The 19,841-nt window shown below is 37.8% G+C and carries 18 protein-coding genes and 3 pseudogenes; 1 reads left to right on the top strand and 20 read right to left on the bottom strand.

Features of this window, described 5'->3' with window-relative positions; all coding sequences use genetic code 11:
• Nucleotides 1-433: 433 nt before the first annotated feature.
• From HSISS2_RS00785 to HSISS2_RS00695, 19 genes and pseudogenes are all read right to left on the bottom strand, one after another.
• Nucleotides 434-880, bottom strand: a complete 447-nt coding sequence (locus HSISS2_RS00785; RefSeq protein WP_021144900.1) for an ECF transporter S component — start codon at nt 878-880, stop codon at nt 434-436.
• Between the two features lie 18 nt (nt 881-898).
• Nucleotides 899-1,660, bottom strand: coding sequence for a bifunctional hydroxymethylpyrimidine kinase/phosphomethylpyrimidine kinase (locus HSISS2_RS00780; RefSeq protein WP_021144899.1), 762 nt, complete (start codon nt 1,658-1,660; stop codon nt 899-901).
• On the bottom strand, nt 1,653-2,399 hold the full coding sequence (gene truA / locus HSISS2_RS00775) for a tRNA pseudouridine(38-40) synthase TruA (protein ID WP_021144898.1): 747 nt from the start codon (nt 2,397-2,399) through the stop codon (nt 1,653-1,655). The genes HSISS2_RS00780 and truA overlap by 8 nt, the downstream gene beginning before the upstream one ends.
• A 103-nt stretch (nt 2,400-2,502) precedes the next feature.
• Nucleotides 2,503-3,639: a molecular chaperone DnaJ gene (dnaJ, locus tag HSISS2_RS00770; protein WP_008536278.1), complete on the bottom strand. Its 1,137-nt coding sequence runs from the start codon at nt 3,637-3,639 to the stop codon at nt 2,503-2,505.
• A 368-nt stretch (nt 3,640-4,007) separates the two neighbouring features.
• Nucleotides 4,008-5,831 carry a molecular chaperone DnaK gene (dnaK, locus tag HSISS2_RS00765; protein WP_021144897.1) on the bottom strand — a complete coding sequence of 608 codons (1,824 nt, stop codon included), beginning with the start codon at nt 5,829-5,831 and terminating at the stop codon, nt 4,008-4,010.
• A gap of 471 nt (nt 5,832-6,302) precedes the next feature.
• Entirely contained in the window at nt 6,303-6,827 is a 525-nt protein-coding gene (gene grpE / locus HSISS2_RS00760; RefSeq protein ID WP_021144896.1) for a nucleotide exchange factor GrpE, read from the bottom strand.
• 38 nt (nt 6,828-6,865) lie between these two features.
• Complete coding sequence (gene hrcA / locus HSISS2_RS00755) at nt 6,866-7,900, bottom strand: heat-inducible transcriptional repressor HrcA (RefSeq protein WP_021144895.1); 1,035 nt, start codon at nt 7,898-7,900, stop codon at nt 6,866-6,868.
• Nucleotides 7,901-8,086: 186 nt separating this feature from the next.
• Entirely contained in the window at nt 8,087-8,671 is a 585-nt protein-coding gene (locus HSISS2_RS00750; protein ID WP_008536272.1) for a glycoside hydrolase family 73 protein, read from the bottom strand.
• A pseudogene (locus HSISS2_RS00745) lies at nt 8,668-9,270 on the bottom strand (M15 family metallopeptidase); the annotation flags it as partial. The gene HSISS2_RS00750 and the pseudogene HSISS2_RS00745, both read right to left, overlap by 4 nt.
• Before the next feature lie 181 nt (nt 9,271-9,451).
• Nucleotides 9,452-10,156, bottom strand: coding sequence for a histidine phosphatase family protein (locus HSISS2_RS00740; protein WP_008536268.1), 705 nt, complete (start codon nt 10,154-10,156; stop codon nt 9,452-9,454).
• A gap of 115 nt (nt 10,157-10,271) precedes the next feature.
• Nucleotides 10,272-11,608 (bottom strand): annotated as a pseudogene (locus tag HSISS2_RS00735) (PFL family protein).
• An 18-nt stretch (nt 11,609-11,626) separates the two neighbouring features.
• Nucleotides 11,627-11,893 carry an ACT domain-containing protein gene (locus HSISS2_RS00730; RefSeq protein WP_002888272.1) on the bottom strand — a complete coding sequence of 89 codons (267 nt, stop codon included), beginning with the start codon at nt 11,891-11,893 and terminating at the stop codon, nt 11,627-11,629.
• Nucleotides 11,894-12,271: 378 nt separating this feature from the next.
• Complete coding sequence (locus HSISS2_RS00725; RefSeq protein WP_021144892.1) at nt 12,272-13,489, bottom strand: CapA family protein; 1,218 nt, start codon at nt 13,487-13,489, stop codon at nt 12,272-12,274.
• A gap of 167 nt (nt 13,490-13,656) precedes the next feature.
• Nucleotides 13,657-14,492, bottom strand: a pseudogene (gene srtB, locus HSISS2_RS00720) (class B sortase, LPKTxAVK-specific).
• A gap of 86 nt (nt 14,493-14,578) precedes the next feature.
• Entirely contained in the window at nt 14,579-14,980 is a 402-nt protein-coding gene (locus HSISS2_RS00715) for an LPKTxAVK-anchored surface protein (RefSeq protein WP_021144889.1), read from the bottom strand.
• 638 nt (nt 14,981-15,618) lie between these two features.
• Entirely contained in the window at nt 15,619-15,828 is a 210-nt protein-coding gene (locus HSISS2_RS00710) for a helix-turn-helix transcriptional regulator (RefSeq protein ID WP_021144888.1), read from the bottom strand.
• A gap of 3 nt (nt 15,829-15,831) precedes the next feature.
• Complete coding sequence (locus HSISS2_RS00705; protein WP_240472031.1) at nt 15,832-16,377, bottom strand: hypothetical protein; 546 nt, start codon at nt 16,375-16,377, stop codon at nt 15,832-15,834.
• A gap of 628 nt (nt 16,378-17,005) precedes the next feature.
• Nucleotides 17,006-18,094, bottom strand: coding sequence for a DGQHR domain-containing protein (locus HSISS2_RS00700; protein WP_021144886.1), 1,089 nt, complete (start codon nt 18,092-18,094; stop codon nt 17,006-17,008).
• Nucleotides 18,095-18,215: 121 nt separating this feature from the next.
• Nucleotides 18,216-18,680, bottom strand: coding sequence for a hypothetical protein (locus HSISS2_RS00695; RefSeq protein WP_042766871.1), 465 nt, complete (start codon nt 18,678-18,680; stop codon nt 18,216-18,218).
• A gap of 323 nt (nt 18,681-19,003) precedes the next feature.
• On the opposite strand from HSISS2_RS00695, the gene HSISS2_RS00690 reads away from it, so the two are divergent.
• Nucleotides 19,004-19,249 carry a hypothetical protein gene (locus HSISS2_RS00690; protein ID WP_021144885.1) on the top strand — a complete coding sequence of 82 codons (246 nt, stop codon included), beginning with the start codon at nt 19,004-19,006 and terminating at the stop codon, nt 19,247-19,249.
• A 168-nt stretch (nt 19,250-19,417) separates the two neighbouring features.
• On the opposite strand, the gene HSISS2_RS00685 is transcribed toward HSISS2_RS00690, so the two are convergent.
• On the bottom strand, nt 19,418-19,841 hold a 424-nt coding region (locus HSISS2_RS00685; protein WP_167546405.1), incomplete at its 5' end, for a hypothetical protein.

Here is a 19,841-nt window from a genome sequence, read left to right as displayed (position 1 = left end):
TAGGCACGCCGCCAGCGTTCGTCCTGAGCCAGGATCAAACTCTCATTAAATTCTTTAATAATCGTTCGAGCGTTAACTCATTTCCGTCTTCTGACGTTTTTCTTGTAAATTGACAGGTTATAATTTCTTCTATCATAACCCTGCACTTGGTTTCTTATTCAGTTCTCAAAGGTCTTTGTCTCTCTTAAGACAACTCCTATATTCTAGCAAATCTAGAATATCTTGTCAACACTTTTTGAAAAGTTTTTTCCAAACTTCCTCGTGTCTCTGCTTCATCCTCCGATGTAGCCTATTCATATTATCATCTCTTGCTTACCTTGTCAATAACTTTTTTAAAGTTTTAGAACTATTTTAAGTTAATGTCAGTCTACTTGAGACAACTTTCATATCTTATCATTCATTACATTGGATGTCAATATGTTTTTAACGAAACTTATTTCCCTTTTCTAGATTGAACCTTTTGGAATCCTTGATATAATATCCAACCGATTAGTATCCCTAGAGTGTTCTGACAGAAATTCGGTATGATTTCTGCGACGGCAGATCCTATTCCATACATAAATATTGAAGCAAGAGCATAACCACCAACCATTGAAATTGTAGCAAGTAACAAACCTACAATACGATATTTTCCCTTAAATCCAGCAAAATATCCTTGCGCACCATGAATCAGTAAACTAATAAACATCCATTGTGGAGCAGACGATAAGAGATCAATCAGAAATGCTGATAAACCTCCTACAATAGCTCCCTCTTTTTTACCTAAATAGAAGGCGGTAAAGTAGATACCTGCATCTACCAAAGTCAACAATCCTGTTGGTGTGGGGATTTTAGCTACAAATCCAAAAGTGACTGACAACGCTGTTAAAACAGCTAACAATGTTAGTTTTTTGTTTTATCATTTTGCATATTGAACTACTCCAAACTCATTTGATTGTTTAATTGATTCAAAAACAAAGGCTTTAGCATTAGCTATAGCGTCAATTTCTGAATATCCCTTAACTAGTTCACTTGCTATACTAGAGGCAAATGTACAACCTGCACCTGTATTATTTTTATCCAATACAGCCTCTTCAAAGATTTTATAGTCTTTTCCATTATAAAAGACATCTATTGCTTTATGATTATTTAAACGATTACCACCCTTAACGATGACTGTCTTAGCACCTAATTCATTTAAAATACAAGCTGCACTCTTCATATCGTCAAGAGTATGGATTTTTTTATCAATAAGGAGCTCAGCTTCTGGTAAATTTGGAGTTATGACTGTAACATATGGGAAAAATTTAACTAATTCATTACGTAGCCGAGAAACCTCAACGTCATGGGTCTCCTTACAAACTAATACAGGGTCCAAAACAATTGGTATTCCAGGATGATTCTTAACAAAATCCAAAGTTAGCTCTGCGATTTCAACGTTTGGTAATAACCCAATTTTAATTGCTGAGAAAGGCACATCTATTAGTGATTCCAGTTGTTGCTTAAAGACCTTGCTATCAATCGGAATAACCTCAAAACCATGTTCCGTCATTGCTGTCAGACAAGTCAAAGCTACAAAGCCATGTTGCTTATTGGTTGTAAATGTTGCTAAGTCTGCGTGAAGCCCTCCACCACTAAAAATGTCATTACCTGAAATGGCTAAAATTAATTCATCACTCATATTTTATCTCCTTCAAATATAATCCATTACCTGATGCTGTCGGTCCCGCAAGCTTACGATCACAACTTTCCAAAACTGTCTTAACTTGAGAAATAGGCATGCGACCATTTCCAATTTTCAACAATGTTCCGACCATGTTTCTAACTTGCTTATAAAGAAAACCATTGCCAGAAAAAGTAAAGACATAGAATCCAGTTTTTTCATTAATTGAGACTCGAGCTTGGGTAATTGTGCGCACCTTATTTTCTACAGAGGTACCCGAAGCTGTGAAACCTGTGAAATCATGCGTACCAACCAAATCTTTGGCAGCTTCTTGCATAGGAGCTAAGCTTAGTGGATAGGGATAATGGGTGGCATAATTTCGCATCATAGGATTTTTAGGACGGCCTGCATCTACTAGAAACTCGTAAGTCTTACTATGTTTATTGTAACGTGCATGGAAATCTTCTGATACAAGTTCGATACTAACAATATCAATATCATCTGGGCATTGCGTATCTAAACCGAAACGCAACTTCTCTGTATCCCGCTCCTGAGGCAAATCGAAGTGAATAACTTGTCCATAGGCATGAACACCAGCATCCGTTCGACCTGCTCCGTGAACTACTACAGGTGTGCCACTATTTAGCCGCAATAGCGTTTTCTCAATTTCCTCCTGAATAGAGCGAGCGTCTGGTTGCCTTTGAAAACCTGAAAAAAGTGTACCATCATAGGAAATTATTGCTTTGTATCTAACCATAAGCCTATCATATCAAATTTAATTGAGGATAAAAAGTGGTTAGGCTATAAATTGACCCCATACAGTTTTTGTGGTAAAAAAAGACGCTCAAGGCGTCTTTTCATTATAGGTCTTCTAAAGCATCTTTTACTTTGTTAAAAAAACCTTTTTTCTGTGGGGCAATCTTTTCATCACCACTTGCTTTGGCAAAGGCGAGAAGAGCCTCTTTTTGGGCATCATTGAGCTTCGTAGGTGTCACAATCTTCACTGTAACGTGTTGGTCTCCTTGCGATCCACCACGAAGACGTGGGGCACCCTTACCTTTGAGACGGAAAGTTTTACCTGTTTGAGTTCCAGCTGGAATAGTCATCTCAACATTTCCATGAACTGTTGGTACTTCAACAGTGTCACCAAGAGCTGCTTGAACAAAGGAAATGTTAAGAGTGTAGTATATCGTTGATCCGTCACGAGTAAATTTGTCACTTGGATTTACATTGATGATGACAAAGAGATCTCCGTAAGGACCGCCATTGAATCCGGCTTCACCTTGACCTGCAAGACGGATTTGCTGACCTGTTTCAACACCTGCTGGAATCTTGACAGATACTTTATGGCTTTGTTTTTCATGTCCTGTTCCATGACAAGTTTGACAAGGATCCTTGATTTCTTGACCTGTTCCATGACAGACATCACAAGTTACTTGACGTCGCATCACCCCAAGTGGTGTTTGCGTATCAACATTGATAACCCCTTGACCGTGACAACGGCCACAAGTTACAGGGCTTGTTCCCGGTTTTGCACCAGAACCCGAGCACGTCTTACATGTCGCTTCACGGTTGTAGTGAACTTCTTTTTCAGCACCAAAAACAGCTTCTTCAAAACTTAGGTTGACACGATACTGAAGGTCATCTCCTTGGCGAGGAGCATTCGGATTGCGAGCAGCACCGCCACCAAAGAAGCTTGAGAAGATATCCTCAAAGCCTCCGAAGCCTGCTCCACCATCAAAACCACCGAAGCCACCTTGACCACCAAAGCCTGCATTAGCGCCATCAGGTCCATATTGGTCATAAGCTGCACGTTTTTGATCGTCACTTAATGTCTCATAGGCCTCTTGGACCTCTTTATATTTTTCTTCTGCGCCTGGTTCTTTATTAATGTCTGGGTGGTATTTCTTAGACATCTTACGATAGGCACGTTTTATTTCATCTTGAGAGGCATCCTTAGATACCCCAAGACGATCGTAATATTCAGTATTGTTCATAATTTAAGATACAAAGGGCATCCAATGAAGAAAGCCAAAACAATAGTTTTTAAGAGGGATAAATGGACCTTTTAATTAGCTATCTTTCTGGCTTGGTTCATAGCCCGTGTTCACCAACGAACACTCTTTGTTCCTTTCTTTTTTATTTTTCACAACATGAAGCAGAAGCATATCTTGCATTTACTTCACTTATTTTACCGAAAAACAGAGGCTGGTTTGCAACCTCTGGATTTCTTTTTATCATTTAGTTGTTAAGCTGAATTGAGCACGCCCTAACCTCTTGGTGAAAAAGATAAATCTTTCTAGAAACTAAAGTTTCTGCGTCAGATTTCCTATTTTCACTGTGAGGTTTTAACGGGCTTTGCATCTTACTTTTCCGTAAACTCTCCGTCTACGACATCGTCGCCTGAGTTATCGGCTGTTTGTGCACCTTCTGCTCCTGCTTGAGCTTGTTGTGCTGCTGCAGCTTGTTCGTAAAGTTTAACGGCAAGAGCTTGAGCTTTTTCGTTAAGAGCTTCCAATTTAGCCTTCATGTCTTCAAGATTGCCTGATTCTTGAGCTTTCTTAAGATCGTCAAGGGCTGATTGAGCAGCATCACGTTCTGTATCGAAACCTTTACCTTCTGTTTCTTTGATTGTCTTTTCAGTAGCAAAGATAGCTTGGTCGACTTCGTTACGAAGATCTACTTCTTCTTTACGTTTTGCATCTGCTTCAGCATTTGCTTCGGCATCTTTCATCATTTTTTCAATTTCTTCATCAGTCAAGCCTGAGTTAGATTGGATAACGATGTGTTGTTCTTTTTGAGTTCCAAGGTCTTTCGCTTTAACAGATACGATACCGTTCTTGTCGATGTCGAATGTTACTTCAATTTGTGGGATACCACGAGGTGCAGCTGGGATATCTGTCAATTGGAAACGTCCAAGCGTCTTGTTATCTGCTGCCATTGGGCGTTCCCCTTGAAGAACGTGAATATCAACGGCTGGTTGGTTGTCTGCTGCAGTTGAGAAGACTTGTGATTTAGATGTTGGAATAGTAGTGTTACGGTCGATGAGTTTTGTGAAGACTCCACCCATTGTTTCAATACCAAGTGACAATGGTGTTACGTCAAGAAGAACAACGTCTTTAACATCACCAGTGATCACACCACCTTGGATAGCAGCACCCATAGCAACAACTTCATCAGGGTTAACTGATTTGTTAGGTTCTTTACCAGTTTCAGCCTTAACAGCTTCTACAACGGCTGGGATACGAGTTGAACCACCGACAAGGATAACTTCATCAATATCTGACAAGCTCAAGCCAGCATCTGAAAGGGCTTGACGAACTGGAGTTTTAGTACGTTCTACAAGGTCACGAGTCAAATCATCAAATTTCGCACGAGTCAATGTCATTTCCAAGTGAAGAGGTCCAGCCTCACCAGCAGTGATAAATGGCAAGCTGATTTGTGTTGAAGTGACACCTGAAAGGTCTTTCTTAGCTTTTTCTGCTGCGTCTTTCAAACGTTGAAGAGCCATCTTGTCTGTTGACAAGTCGATGCCGTTTTCTTTCTTGAATTCTTCAACCATGTGATCGATGATTTTTTGGTCAAAGTCGTCACCACCGAGTTTGTTATCCCCTGCAGTTGCCAATACATCAAAGACACCATCTCCAAGTTCAAGGATAGATACGTCGAACGTACCACCACCAAGGTCGAATACCAAGATTTTTTCTTCTTTATCAGTCTTGTCCAAACCGTAAGCAAGAGCTGCTGCAGTTGGTTCGTTAACGATACGTTCTACTTCAAGACCAGCGATTTTACCAGCGTCTTTAGTTGCTTGACGTTGAGCATCGTTGAAGTAAGCTGGAACTGTGATAACTGCTTTAGTTACTTTTTCACCAAGGTAATCTTCAGCGTAACCTTTCAAGTATTGAAGAATCATAGCTGAGATTTCTTGTGGTGTGTATTCTTTACCGTTTGCAGAAACTTTTTCAGAAGTACCCATCTTAGATTTGATAGAGATTACTGTATCTGGATTTGTGACTGCTTGACGTTTTGCAGCGTCACCAACGATGATTTCACCATTTTTGAATGAAACAACTGAAGGTGTTGTACGGTTACCTTCTGGGTTTGCGATAATTTTTGATTCAGTTCCTTCAAGAACTGCTACTGCTGAGTTTGTTGTACCTAAGTCAATACCAATAATTTTGCTCATTATTTTTTCCTCTTTTTATTTTAATTTTCTTTTTGATACTCTTCTTAAGTGGCGACGCCGTCAGAGCTTGACTTCGTCAATCTCTTTAACTAAACTTTGAGCCTAAGGTCTCAAAGTTTGCGAAGATAACGCCACGGCGAAGAGTATCGCCTTTGGTTCGCTTCGCTCACTATTGGCAAAGCCAAACCAATTTTAGTCTTTCTTTCATAGTTTAGTGTCGTTTCGGACAAGTTTCCTATTATGTTACAACACGAGGAGTCGAAATCAATATTATTTCGACGACGAGTTAGTAAGGAGACTAAGCAAACGCCATAGCGACTGCCGTTTTCTGACGAGTCGCTTTAGCTACCGTCAGAATTGCCTAGTTGAACACGCCCTAAGCTCTGGGTAAAAAAGATAGATTTCCTTGTGTTCATCGAACACCTCGTCAATCTCCTATTTTTACTGTGAGCTTTTTACGGGCTTTGTATCCTAGTTATAAACCACTACCATGGCTGGGCGTAGGACGCGTTCATGAAGTTTGTAGCCTTTTTGGAAGACTTGTGCAATGGTGTCTGCTGGATGTTCATCATCTGCTGGCATGGTTTGAATAGCCATATGGAAGTTGTGGTCAAAATCACCATCGGCTGGGATTTCTTCGATTCCTTCCTCTTTAAGAGCATGTATCAAACTTTCTTGTACCATTTCCAAACCTTTTTTAACATCATCAGTCAAACCTTCAACGGCAAGAGCACGTTCGAGATTATCCAATGATGGCAAAATAGCTTTTGCCAAATCCTGACTACGATATTTTTGCAATTGTTGACGTTCTTCATTTGCACGACGCTGAATATTTTGCATTTCTGCATGGGCACGGAGATATTTGTTTTCCAACTCCTCTGCACGCGCTTGTGCTTCTTCAAGTTCAGAAGGGTCTTTTGCTTCCTCTACAACTTTTTCAGTTGTTTCAGTAGTTTCCTCTTCTTTTACTTCTTCTTTTTTAATATCTTCTGTCAAGGCATACACCTCTTTCTATACTTTTTAAACTTTATATATTAGTTAACTTCGTAATGGTTACTATTGAGATACCGATAATAATCCGTCAACTTCATAACCAAAACCCTACCGATAACATTGACCAAACTAATCATGCGATGATAATCCATTTCAACAGGACCAATCACATGCATAAGTGCCATCCCACGATAAGGAATCAGGAATTTATGACTGATGACTGTTATATTTTCAAGAGCTTCTTCAGTTAATTCAGCAACCGAAATCTTGGTCACTTCATCATCGGAGATAGCTGATCGAAGCTCAAGCGCCACATGTTGTGGATTATCCAAAAACTGATAAGTTTTTAAATCGGCATAGGTCAATGATGCAACCTTACCTTCGATGAAAATCAATTCCTTGAAGAGTTGTGAAAAGATATAATCAAACAAATCCAAAACATTATCTGTTGTTTTAAAATACTTTTGCACAATCTGAGGAATCTCTGTCCGTAATCGATAATGGATATCTAAAACAGTGTTCCCCAAGAAACGTTCTTGAACAAGTTTATGAAAAATTTCCAAATCACTAGACAAGAAATTCTTCGGAATAGCAAACTGAACTGTCACCGGCTTAGATTCATCCAAAGTAAGAACTGCTAAAGCATCATGATTAGACAACTGAACGATTTCAAATCCCGTCAGACGCTGTCTTGTCGGTTCCACATCTTGAATCACTGCTGTGCATCCTGTCATTTCTGCCAGCAACTTTGCTGCTGCGTCCAAAATGTCTTCAAGTTTAAAAGCCTCAAAGTCGAAGGCCTTGACAACTTGATAAACATCCTGCTCATCAATCGTATCAAGATTCAAAGAGTTAGCGACAAAATATTGAAAACCTGCTCGGCTTGGCATACGCCCACTAGAAGTATGAGCTTTTTCAAGATAACCCATTTTTTCTAACTTAGCCATGTCATTTCGAATAGTCGCTGAACTTGAATCGATAGATTCTTGCAAAGCTTTAGAACCAACTGGTTCATGGGTACGAGTGAACATCTCAACAATCAAATTCAAAATAGCGTTTTGCCTTTGCGTAATCACGATGTCACCTCATTTCTATTTGTTAGCACTCTCATATGCCGACTGCTAACTTATGATTCTATTATACACCTAAACTCTAACATGTCAACACAAAAACAAAAAAATTAGCACTCTTTTTGCAAGAGTGCTAAAAATACATCTAAAGACCTAGAAAAATAAAAAATACCCTCAAGGGGCATTTAAATCTCAGCGATCATATTTTGACAAATGATAGGTTTCAACAATAGAAATGAGATGCTTAGCATAGTCCGGATCACTGTTGAAACCTGCAGCTTGTAATTTTTCCGCCGCAACTTTATAACTAGTCGTTCCTGCTACCTCTTTATAGGTTGATTCACCCCATCTTCCCTGACGAAGACCTTCCAAATAAGCCAACATAGAACTTGACCAATCCTTGAAGACTGCAAAATCTACCTTTTGATATTGCCATTTACCTTTACTATAAACGTTATCTTTCAGAAGGATATGCTCCTGACCCGGCTGAGCAGATAGACTATATAGATTATGATATTTGACCGACAAAAGACTGCTACCATAATTAGACTCATACGCCGCTTGACTGAGGAGAATAGAGGCAGGCACACCGTAGGTTTTGGACATCTTTTGCGCTGTAGGAGCCAAGTTGTCAACGAATTCTTTCTGTGTGTAGGCAACTTTGACTGAACGAGCATTGTCATCCGTAGACGCATGCAAGATGAGTGGCAAGAGGATACCTAGAGCGAAAACAGCAACTAAGATTATGAAGGCTTTTAGTTTAAAACGTCGTCTCACTTAGTCTTCTCCTTTAATAGTGCTAGATATTCTTCTAAGGTAAGGTCATGCTTGGTCATATACTCTGCCGACTTTTTACCAACATAACGGAAATGCCAGTCCTCATAATCTACGCCTGTTGATGACGCCTTTCCCTCTGGGAAGCGAAGAACAAAGCCATATTTTGGTGCTAACTCCTTGACCTTAGCAACCGTATCAGGATCTGCTTCGTTTAGGCTATCAACGGTACTCATATCAATTGCAAGACCTGTTTGATGTTCACTAGCACCAGGAGGTTGTGAGTACGTTTGAACCTTTTTCTCTGCTTGAGATTTCGTCAAACTTGGATCTGTAGCCATTTCTTGTTGAACATAGGTGTTATAGAGTTCTGTTTGGTAAGCAACACTGCGGTAACCTGAAATGAGATGATAACTTGGATCAATTTCTTGAGCTGCTGCTAAAAACTCTTTGACGTTCTTAGCAATTCTTGAATCTACGGAAATACCATCAACATCTGCAATCTTTGGATTAAGCTCTTTAGACTTATTGTCTCGATTTACCAAAAGCAATTCCCAGTCTTTCGGTGATACATCAGGAAGTCCTTTCGTATCTTTACTCTGAGTTGCACTTGCAGTTTGCTTGTCACTCTTTGTGACTGATGTTCCACTGGTTTGTTGAACCGTATGATGCACACCAAATAGTGAATAGGCTCCCGCCATAACTAGCAATACTACAATCAAGACACTACTAACAATCAAAAACCAATTGGTTTGTTTTTTCGCCTGACGACGACTTGGATACTTATTTTTTGCCATTTTCTTTTTCTATTATCTCTCGTCCAACCTGACGATAAGTCATCTCGCCAAGCGTTTCTAATGTGAATTTCCCATTGTCATATGTAACGACAGTTACCGAACCATTATCTAATGAAGGATGTTCGACAGAAGGATCAATTAACCAAGCGAGGGTCGCAATAGTCATGCCGTGACTGACGACAATAGCATCACCACCACCAGCTTTTAACACATCCTCTGCAATAGCTGTAAAACCCTCTATAATACGTTTTTTAAGAACTTCCCAAGGTTCTGCCCAACCAGCCGTATCCACATCAAGAATACTCTGTGCAAGCTCGGGGTAGCTCACTTCGTATAAATCCTTACCTTGAAAAGCATCTGTTCTCGGTAGCACACCATAGAAAAGTTCGCCATCGTAGCCACCATCTAAACTACCAAAGCACCACTCACGAATGCGCTTGTCCCGTTTATACGGAATGCTCTCAAAACCAGTCTCACGTAAGATAATGTCCATGGTTTGAATGGTACGTCCCGAATCACTAGAATAGGCAGACTTGAAAGGAATACCTGCCGCTTTTAGACCTACACCCAGCTCACGAATACCCTCTTCCCCAGATGGCGTTAAAGGACTATCGGACCAACCTTGCGCACGTCCAATAGTATTAAACATGGTTTTTCCATGTCTCGCAATATACAACTTAACCTTACTCATGGCGCCCCCTTCTTTCCGTCATTTTGAATTCATTATAGCACAAATCTACCTGACTATCTAGCTAGCGAAACCATCAGAAAATGCTTCACCAATCGGTAAAGCACTCATCATCACTTTAGTTTTTAAAGCTATGAACAGGAGCTGGGATTTGACCACCACGCGCTATAAAATCAGCCGAAGAAGCTTTATTTACCTTCATTACTGGCGCATAGCCAAGGAGACCACCAAGTTCAAGCATATCACCTTCCTTACCATAAGGAATGATGCGAACAGCTGTTGTTTTCTGGTTAATGACACCAATAGCCGCTTCATCAGCAATCATAGCTGCAATTGTTGTATCTGGCGTATCAGCTGGAATAGCAATCATATCCAAACCAACAGAACAGATAGCCGTCATGGCTTCCAATTTTTCAAGGTTGATATGACCAGACTTAACAGCTGCAATCATCCCCTCGTCTTCAGAAACCGGGATAAAAGCACCTGACAAACCTCCGACTTGGTTACATGCCATGATACCACCCTTTTAACTTGGTCATTAAGAAGGGCAAGAGCTGCAGTAGTACCATGCGTACCAACAACTTCAAGACCCATTGCTTCAAGTACACGAGCTACTGAATCACCTACTGCTGGAGTTGGTGCAAGAGACAAGTCTACAATACCAAATTCAACGCCTAGTCGTTCGCTAGCCATCTGACCAACCAACTGACCAACACGTGTAATTTTAAAAGCCGTCTTCTTAACTGTTTCTGCTAGAACATCGAAGCTTTCACCTGGAACCTTCTCAACAGCACGCTGCACAACACCAGGACCTGAAACCCCAACATTGATTACAACGTCAGCTTCTCCAACACCATGGAAGGCACCTGCCATAAAGGGATTATCTTCAACCGCATTGGCAAAGACCACCAATTTACCTGGGCCCATTGGATCTGCTTCAGAAGCTTCTTTGATGATACGTCCCATGTCACGTACTGCCGTCATGTTAATACCAGTTTTTGTTGAACCGATATTTACAGATGAGCAGACAAAATCAGTCTCAGCAAGCGCACGTGGGATAGAATTAATAAGAATCTCATCACCTTTTTGGTAGCCCTTTTGAACAAGGGCAGAAAAACCACCAATAAAGTTAACACCGATTTCTTTAGCTGCACGATCAAGTGCTCTGGCAAATGGTACATAGTCTGTCGCATCTGTCGCTGCACCAATGATTGAGATTGGCGTAACTGAGACACGTTTGTTAACAATTGGAATACCAAGTTCAGCCGCAATTTCGTCACCAACTGCTACCAAATTCTTAGCTTTAGAAACAATCTTGTTGTATACCTTTTCCGCAGCCTTATCAATATCTGAATCAATACAATCAAGGAGTGAGATTCCCATGGTAATGGTACGAACATCAAAGTTCTGTTCCTCAATCATGGCAATGGTTTCTGTAACCTGTTTAATATCCATTTTTTAGCTACTCCTATCTTACAAGTTGTACATAGCATCAAAAATCGCTGAACTCTGGATGTTGATTTTAACGTTCAATGATTCACCAAAGGCTTCCAATTCACCACGTAGGTGAGTAAAATCCTGCTTATCTTCTGATGATACCACTGCCATCATCGTAAAGAACTCATCAAGGACTGTTTGGGAAATGTCGTCAATGTTCAAGCCAAGCTCTGCAACCTTAGTCGCAACACCTGCAACAATACCCGCTTTATCCTTACCTACAACTGTAATAATCGCTTTCATGACAAGCCTCCATCATTTTATTTTGTATAATTTTAGCATATTTTACGTAAAAAGGCTATTTTTATAGAAAATATACCTTTTTAAGCGAAAAAGACGAATATTTTCACCCATTTTAGCTAGTATCGTTTATGAATTAGATTCATACCAATACCTAAAAACTTGTGGATAACTAAATTTACAACGTCAGTCTTTTTTATGATTTCTCATCTTAAAAATTCAATGATACACACTGTCCACAGACTTATCCACAATTGTGGATAAGTCTGTGGGTAACTTGTCTATAAACAAAAAATACCACCCCAATTGAACGGCATCCCAAAAGTTAGACAGAAAAAATCTAACTTTTGAGATCAATACAATTCAGGTGATATTATCAATTTATTTCCACTTTAAATTAACATGAGCATTCATTTCTTTATAGGCAGTATCCACACGTTCTTTGGTTTCTTCGTCTAGTTGATTTCTATATTTTCCACCTTTGATGAAATCCTCTAATATGTAGGTTTGGTAGGTATACAAAGGATAACCTTCTGGTGAAACTGTTCCCTTAGGTGTACGGTTAACCCAGGTTGGGTGCGCTTGAGCTGTCTTAATCGTGGTTTGACCATTTTTCTTTTCAAGAGTAAGGTCCATCAAAACACCTCTCTCTGTCCATTTCGCGCTATCCACACCGTCCATTGTTTCTATACGCTGGTTAGAAATGAAATTCCCCATCGAGTAAATAATAAGCTTTTGCTGTCCATCTTTTTTTACCACCTCAGACGGCTCAACCACATGAGGATGTCCTCCAAAGATAACATCAGCCCCCCAATCAATCATCTTATGATAAAGGGTAATCTGCTCTTTTGTCGGTTCCAAACGATACTCAACGCCCATCTGCGGCATGATAACAGTGATATCAGCTTCTTTTTCAGCACGTTCAATCTCAGCCTTCATACGTTTTTCATCTAGATTCGACAAATGATCCGCAACCTCTTTCTTAGTCAGATTTGAATCCAGACCGTTGTAACCATAAGAATAGGAGAGTATCGCAATCTTGATACCATTAACATTCTTGATGAGTAGGGGTGCCTTGTCACGCACAGGTTTTTCATAAACACCGATAGGGTCAATGCCTACTTTTTTAAAGGCATTAGCTGTTGTAAAAGCCCCCTCTAAACCAGAATCCAAAATATGGTTGTGGGCCAAATCCATGACATTATAGCCAGCATCCTTGATTGCCGTAGTCACTGCTTGAGGAGCATTAAATAAGGGATAACCCGACAGAGGATAATCAGGATTAATGGTCCCTTCGAAATCACCCAAAACCAAATCAGCCTGCTTTAACCACGGTTTCACATAAGTAAAATTTTCCGTAAAATCATAGCTACCATCTTCCTGAAGGGCACTCATATAAAGACCGTCGTGATAAAGCAAGTCACCATTTGCCATGATACGTGCCGTCTTTACTTGATTCGAACCATTTTTCCGCTGTTCATTATTGCCATTAACAATTAAAATTTCAAGAAAAAGCAAACCTAAGACGAGGGCAATCAACCCCATCAAAATCTTATTAGTCATTGCAATGTCACGCTTTTTAGCACGGCTCTGTTCCATAATAATCTCCTTTTTCACACTTCTAGTGTACCAAAAAAGTTATCCATAAATCGTAAATAAGATTAATAAACGATTACATCTCACCTCTATAATGATTGACAAGCATAGAAGCTGTTTCGAAACAAGATAAAAACCCTACTTCAGCAGAAGTAGAGTTCTATTAATCATTATCGTGTTGGTGTATATTCCAAATCTTTGCCATGCTTAGCAACAAAATCTGTCATTTCAGAATCTGGAATTTGACGCAAGTAGAGATTAGCACGAATCGTTTCATCCTCCTCACGACAAGTAGAAAGAACGAGGTATTTATCTGAAGCACTAACCTTCAAATCCTTGTTTTAACACTAGCATGATCATAAATGATATCCAACTGTTGTTTAAAGTCTTTATCATTTTCAAAAGATGTACGATAGAACGCTGTATCCTCAGGTACGATGACCATCGCAAGGGCTTCGTAATAATACTTACGTTGAGGTGTTTCTATAACAACATATTTGTGTTTGTCAAAGAATGACTGATCACTGTAGTAGTTAACATCATTGAACATACGGCTATCAGCAACCTTACTTCCTCGAGCATGACCAAAGAGCCAAGTCAAGCGATCACTGAAGTCTTTCTTATTATCTGTGTCCATGAAGACTGTTCCTAAATAAGGAACATTTCCCCCATCAAACGTTTTGTTCAAATAAGTTGAATTATCTGTTGTTTGAACAACTGGCTCATCTAATTTCGTCCCTGGGGCATAAACATAAGCTATAGTATCAGGGTTAGTTGCAGTAAGGCCATCAAACTTGTTCTTTAGATAAGATTTTTCTTCATCCGAAACCTTATAAGTGCTTGCTTTTTTGGTAGTCAAAGCACTCTTAATACCATTAGAAGATGACGCTGTTGGCGACATGTACTGGAAGCCAAGGAAAATTGCCAAAGCAGCAATCACTAAGGCTGAAATCCCAGCAATCAGTTTTTTGCGAGATCCAGTAGATTTACGATTATGACTACTCATGAAATATGAAATCCTTTTCTTTATCTATAGAAAAATATCACCGAAGCCTAAGCCCCAGTGATATTCTTTTCAGCAATAACGGTTAATTATTTAACTGCTGCTGTATTTGGAAGAGTTTTAGCGTCAGCTTTAGCTGCTGCTGGAGCTTTTTGTTCTGCTGCTTTTACAGCTTTAGCTTCATCTTTAACTGCAGCTGCATCTTTATTTTCATCAGCTTTAGGAGCTTCTGCTTCACCTTTTTCAACTTTAAGGTTTTCACCTGGTTTAAGTTGGTTAGCATCGCGAGTCCATTTTTCTGATTTATCGCCAAGATCTTTATCGTTAGCTGCTTTGATTGAGTCAACTGTTGCAGGTTGGTTATTATCTTCTACATAGATACCTGATTCGTTTGACCAACGATTAGCTCCCAATTCACCGTCTGCGAATACTGCAGCTGATGATGCGAATACTGCAAGAACTGCAGCTGATGTAAGCAATACTTTTTTCATAATTGTTTCTCCTCTAATGGATTATTATATTTTATATCAGGACCTCCCTGACATTTATAGATTATAACACTATTTAGGGATATGTCAACAATTTTTTAAAAACTTTTTAAATTTTTAATATACACTACAATTCCTACGAACAAAGGAGTCGAAGGGGATATTATTACTCAAAAATAATTAACGGTTTTTAATCTTAGTGTTATTTTGAACAATTTATTATGCGCTATCTTAAGTTAAAATACAAACCTTTCTTCATATATAAAGATAAAACCAGTAAAATATACATTCATTATCATAAAAAATAATGGCTAGAAGAGGCCTATAAAACGACCAAATCTAAGTTATTTGAGGTGTAGAACAATATCAACTTTCAAGTTATCGTACCTATTTATTTTCTGGTGTTTTTGGATGATAAATACATAATATGCAAGACTTTAGTTTGCTACATTAGATAAAAATTAGGATTTATGAGAGTTGTTTTGTTTGGGAATTCGTTTACATCAGTTAGAATTATGAAAAAATAAGCTGCTATCTTATTTTTGATAGAGTTTAAACTAAAATTTTTTAAGAAAATCATTTTGACAAATTTTTCGTATACACTATGAGTAACTCCTAAAATAAGGATTGTTTTACTTCTCTTATTTCAGATGAAATAGTTCTTCCACTTGTTTATTAAAGACTTGTGCTATTTTTAAAGCCATTTCCAACGAAGGGTTGTAGCGGTTATTTTCCAAGTGAATAATCGTTTCTCTCCGTATCCCTACTTGATCTGCTAAATCTTGTTGAGTCATACCATAAGCTTCCCTTACTTCTTTCAAGTTAGTCTCTATTTTACTTTCTTTCGCCATATTTCATCCCCTTTTTTCAATGATAAAGTAAGTAATGGCAAATAATAAGAGTAAAAAAGCCACCAAAATATAAAGAAATCCAGCATTCAAAATGAAAACTCCACCGACGGCTATCAAGGTTGCAATTAGAAGTAATATGAAGATTGCTATTGTAAACAAAATGGAAGAGGACTTTGCAATATTTCTATAAAATCGTTCATCAGGTTCTTCATTAATTCTCTTGAATAAGAAGTAAAACATTAATAATAATTGAACACTTAATCCAATTCCTAACATTATATTCTTAATCAAAGAACCAGGAGTTAGAAGCCAAACTCCAATAGTATAGATCGAGGACGAGAGAAGTACAAGCACTGTATATAATTTTGCAGTAATCCCAAACATGTTTTTCTCTTTCTTTTGATAGGTTGATTTTGAGAGGACCGATAGCATCGTACAAGCTAAATACGTAGGAAGCCAAGACATCGTCATAATAGCACCTTTTGCTAGAATCGGTAGGTGATTCCCCAGCAATAAAACTAAACATACAACAATAAGCATGCTAGCCATATAAATAATTATCTTTAAGTTCCTCGACATTTTCATCTTTGTCAGCTCCTTTTAAAATGTTATAAATATATCACATCTCATCTGTTATAAATATATCACATTGTTGTAGAATTTTCAAGATGAATGCAAAATTCAAGTAAGATTTAGAATATTTTTTTAGAAATCCATACAAAAAAGCCCCCATAAGGCAAACCTGTGAGTGCTTTGAAACGTTGATATAATCGTATTGATTAACGTTTTGAGTGAAGTGGTTGCCATCCAATCAAACGTCGCTTTGCTTGTTTTCTTGGGGCAACTGTGCATAGCATATCTCTATGCGACTAAAGTCGCTAGAGCTATCCTAATTGCGCACCACCAGTTCTCATACAAAAAACACCTTGCAAGCTGCAAAGTGTTTTCGTTTGTACTCTGCTGTCCAGTAACGAATTAACGTTTAGAGAACTGGCTAGCTTTACGAGCTTTCTTAAGACCTGGTTTAATAAGCGTTTATTTCAACCAGGTTGAAAAAGTTTTGGCATCAACATTTCTAAAGGTTCCATTCGGTTTTATTATTTACTATACTTGATTAAATTTTAGTTGAGTGGTGTAAAGTTATCCACTTTTTCAATTAAGTAAAAGTGGATTGACTTTATTTGTTTTTCATTACTTTTTCTACTATTTCATCTCTATATGACTTAAAGTTTTGAACAAAGACATCCCTCAATTTATTTTGACCAGCCGCTCCTGAAGGAAAATGAGTAGAATTTAGTATAATTCTTTTTTCATCTAGGCATGATTTTACTTTCCTAAATATTTCTTCAAAGAATTTTTCAGTTAAACTTCCAATTGAAAGTCCTTCGTTATAAAATACAGGAAAAGCTTTCATCAATCCTAGATATCCTGTCGTTTTAGCTAGAATAAAGTCAGATGATTCCCATTCATTTGGAAAAGATGATTTTACAGCATTAAAGTAATTACTCATGATTTTTAAAATCACTTCATCTTTATTCTCAATAAAGTAGCTTCTGAATGGTAAAGACGAATCTTCTACAAGTGCTTCGTCTCTTTTTATAGAGATCATATCCCTTTGAGGATTTTTTGAAATCAGTGCCACTAAACCATGTACAAAACTACCTTGAGAAAGAGTTTCTGAACCTTGACTTCTTCTACCCAGCATTTTTAGACGATTATAGAATGGTGACTCTATATCAGAGTTCAAGCTTCTAGCAATATAGTGACTTGTTTTAAGCGGGCTTCTCTTTTGACTCAGTTCAAATAAATCATAAATTAACGATTTATCAACCTTAGCTTGGTTGCTATTGATAGTAGAAAATACATATCCCTTTTCTTCTTCAGTTAAGTCGAACATTAAGATTACGACTAACTCACAACTGAAACCAAAACGCTCCTTTGCTAATTTAATTCCTTCCATTCTATGTTGACCATCAATGACCTCAAAAATTTTATTTGAGTCCGTAGTCTGAATTGTATTATTCTCAGGGTCAATATTCACTTTAGAAGAATCAACTGCTATTATAATTGGTGTTGGAAAGGTAGCATCTGGATCTTGACAATATAAAGAAATCTCCTCAATTCGTTTCTGAGATGTGTTTCTTTGAATTCCAACATTTTGTTCTCTACGATTAACAAAGAAGTACTTTAGTAAATCATCAGAATTGGCTTTACCTAAATAAAAACTTCCAATCGGTTGATTGATCTCAATATAGTTGATTTTCATTATAATTCTACTTCCTTCCCGCGAGTAGTTACACTAGTCGTTTCTTTACTTTGTCTCTTCATATTTTGTAATTCTTTATTTTCATATTCACTATATGATTCAGGAGATTGAACAATTCGGTTTACACAAAAAAATAAAAAGCTAGGTAAATTGAGATTGCAGCAAATAAATATTGCAACCACATTAAATTTTGATATTCTCCAATATAAAATAGTGTCATACAAAATATCAAAATACCCGAAAGAGCTAAGATTCCAATAGTTTCAGTTAGTGCAGAAGATGCTCCTATATACGGCAAGTTTCGAATCTCTACTTGTCCTCTTTCTCCTCTTTCTTTCAAAAGAGTGTGAGCTTCATCTATAAGAAAAATAATACATTCAGATATAGTTGGGAGAAGTATTGTGATTGCAAAAATATAAAATGTCCCCGAACCAGGGAACTGTTCAACATCTCTTCCTACAATAACATTCAAAAACTTTGAAAATAAACCCGCCACAATTGAGGCTATTAACCATATTATTATCTTCTTGTCCTGCAAAAATATTTTATATGGCATTTGAACACGAGTCCAAAACTTTTTTATCATTCAACTGCTCCTTTATACATACCTCTATATAATATATGCATTGTACCATACTCTCAAAAAGATATTCAAATAGAATGTTAAAATTTCCCGTTTAAATGGACTTTTTTCAAAATTTTCTATTATAACGAACAATATTTTATTTTTTGGTAGAAAAAATATTATCTAATAAAATAGTAGAAAAGGAGAATTTCATCATGAAAAAAATCTTATCACTTCTACTTCTTCCCCTATCTGCTTTCATACTTATTTCTTGTTCATCACAATGTAACCTAGATGGAGACTACTATTAGATTGATGATACTGACAATGACCTACGAAATGAGTTGGTATTCACTACAAAAGGTAATGAGGGGATTATTGAAAAAGGTGAATTCAATACCTTCACCTTAGATACTAAAATCAGCATTTTTGAACTTTCTGGTGAAGATATTTCATCTAAGGAAGTCACTTACAAACTTTCAGACAGAATTATCACTGTTGATATTAGTGGCACTGAGCATGAGTATTTTAAAGAAGGAGCTGATTCTTATGAAGATGCCGTCAAGAAATACAACAAATTACAAGATTAAAAAGGCCATGCCGTTTATACCGGATGGCCCTTTTTCTTCCAACACACATTTGAATTTAAGGCAGCCAACTATAATCGATTTCGTAAACATCCATTATCTTTTGTAAACGCTCAAACCTACGTTGTCCTGGTTCAAAGTCTACTCCTAGTTGTTCCAATTCACTATTGATCATAGAATCATTTTTACTAAATTCAGCCGATTTTTTGGAATGTATATTCCATTAAGCGCTTGATAGGATCCTATTAGTTTAGGTGTGTGTTTTAATTTTGATGGCGACCCATCTAACATTACATAGTACCATTCTGAAATAAAAAGTGCCCAAAGAGTCATAAACAATTTAAATACATCTTGTTGCAAGTCTTCAGGATAAGCAATAGCAATGTTGCCTATCTCTGCTCTAGCTTCTTGAATTTTTTCATCATCCACCACAGGGTTTCCATTGTTTTCAATACCATTTTGTTGCACCAAGTTAGAAACCTGTAAGAGTTCTTCCCATACACGGTTAGAATTACATTGTTCATCTTTATTCTTTAGGTCAAGTAAATCTTCGAAATAATCATAATCCATTGGAGAATAACCGTCATTTTCATCC

The sequence above is a fragment of the Streptococcus sp. HSISS2 genome, assembly GCF_000448665.1.
Taxonomy (GTDB): Bacteria; Bacillota; Bacilli; order Lactobacillales; family Streptococcaceae; genus Streptococcus; species Streptococcus raffinosi.
This window is presented reverse-complemented; position numbering and strand designations above follow the sequence as displayed.

Excerpts from the sequence above, each read along its gene's own strand:
- HSISS2_RS00780 (WP_021144899.1), bottom strand. The coding sequence starts at position 1,660 with ATGAGTGATGAATTAATTTTAGCCATTTCAGGTAATGACATTTTTAGT.
- truA (WP_021144898.1), bottom strand. The coding sequence starts at position 2,399 with ATGGTTAGATACAAAGCAATAATTTCCTATGATGGTACACTTTTTTCA.
- dnaJ (WP_008536278.1), bottom strand. The coding sequence starts at position 3,639 with ATGAACAATACTGAATATTACGATCGTCTTGGGGTATCTAAGGATGCC.
- dnaK (WP_021144897.1), bottom strand. The coding sequence starts at position 5,831 with ATGAGCAAAATTATTGGTATTGACTTAGGTACAACAAACTCAGCAGTA.
- HSISS2_RS00740 (WP_008536268.1), bottom strand. The coding sequence starts at position 10,156 with ATGAGTAAGGTTAAGTTGTATATTGCGAGACATGGAAAAACCATGTTT.
- HSISS2_RS00730 (WP_002888272.1), bottom strand. The coding sequence starts at position 11,893 with ATGAAAGCGATTATTACAGTTGTAGGTAAGGATAAAGCGGGTATTGTT.
- HSISS2_RS00725 (WP_021144892.1), bottom strand. The coding sequence starts at position 13,489 with ATGGAACAGAGCCGTGCTAAAAAGCGTGACATTGCAATGACTAATAAG.
- HSISS2_RS00715 (WP_021144889.1), bottom strand. The coding sequence starts at position 14,980 with ATGAAAAAAGTATTGCTTACATCAGCTGCAGTTCTTGCAGTATTCGCA.
- HSISS2_RS00710 (WP_021144888.1), bottom strand. The coding sequence starts at position 15,828 with ATGGCGAAAGAAAGTAAAATAGAGACTAACTTGAAAGAAGTAAGGGAA.
- HSISS2_RS00705 (WP_240472031.1), bottom strand. The coding sequence starts at position 16,377 with ATGGCTAGCATGCTTATTGTTGTATGTTTAGTTTTATTGCTGGGGAAT.
- HSISS2_RS00700 (WP_021144886.1), bottom strand. The coding sequence starts at position 18,094 with ATGAAAATCAACTATATTGAGATCAATCAACCGATTGGAAGTTTTTAT.
- HSISS2_RS00695 (WP_042766871.1), bottom strand. The coding sequence starts at position 18,680 with ATGATAAAAAAGTTTTGGACTCGTGTTCAAATGCCATATAAAATATTT.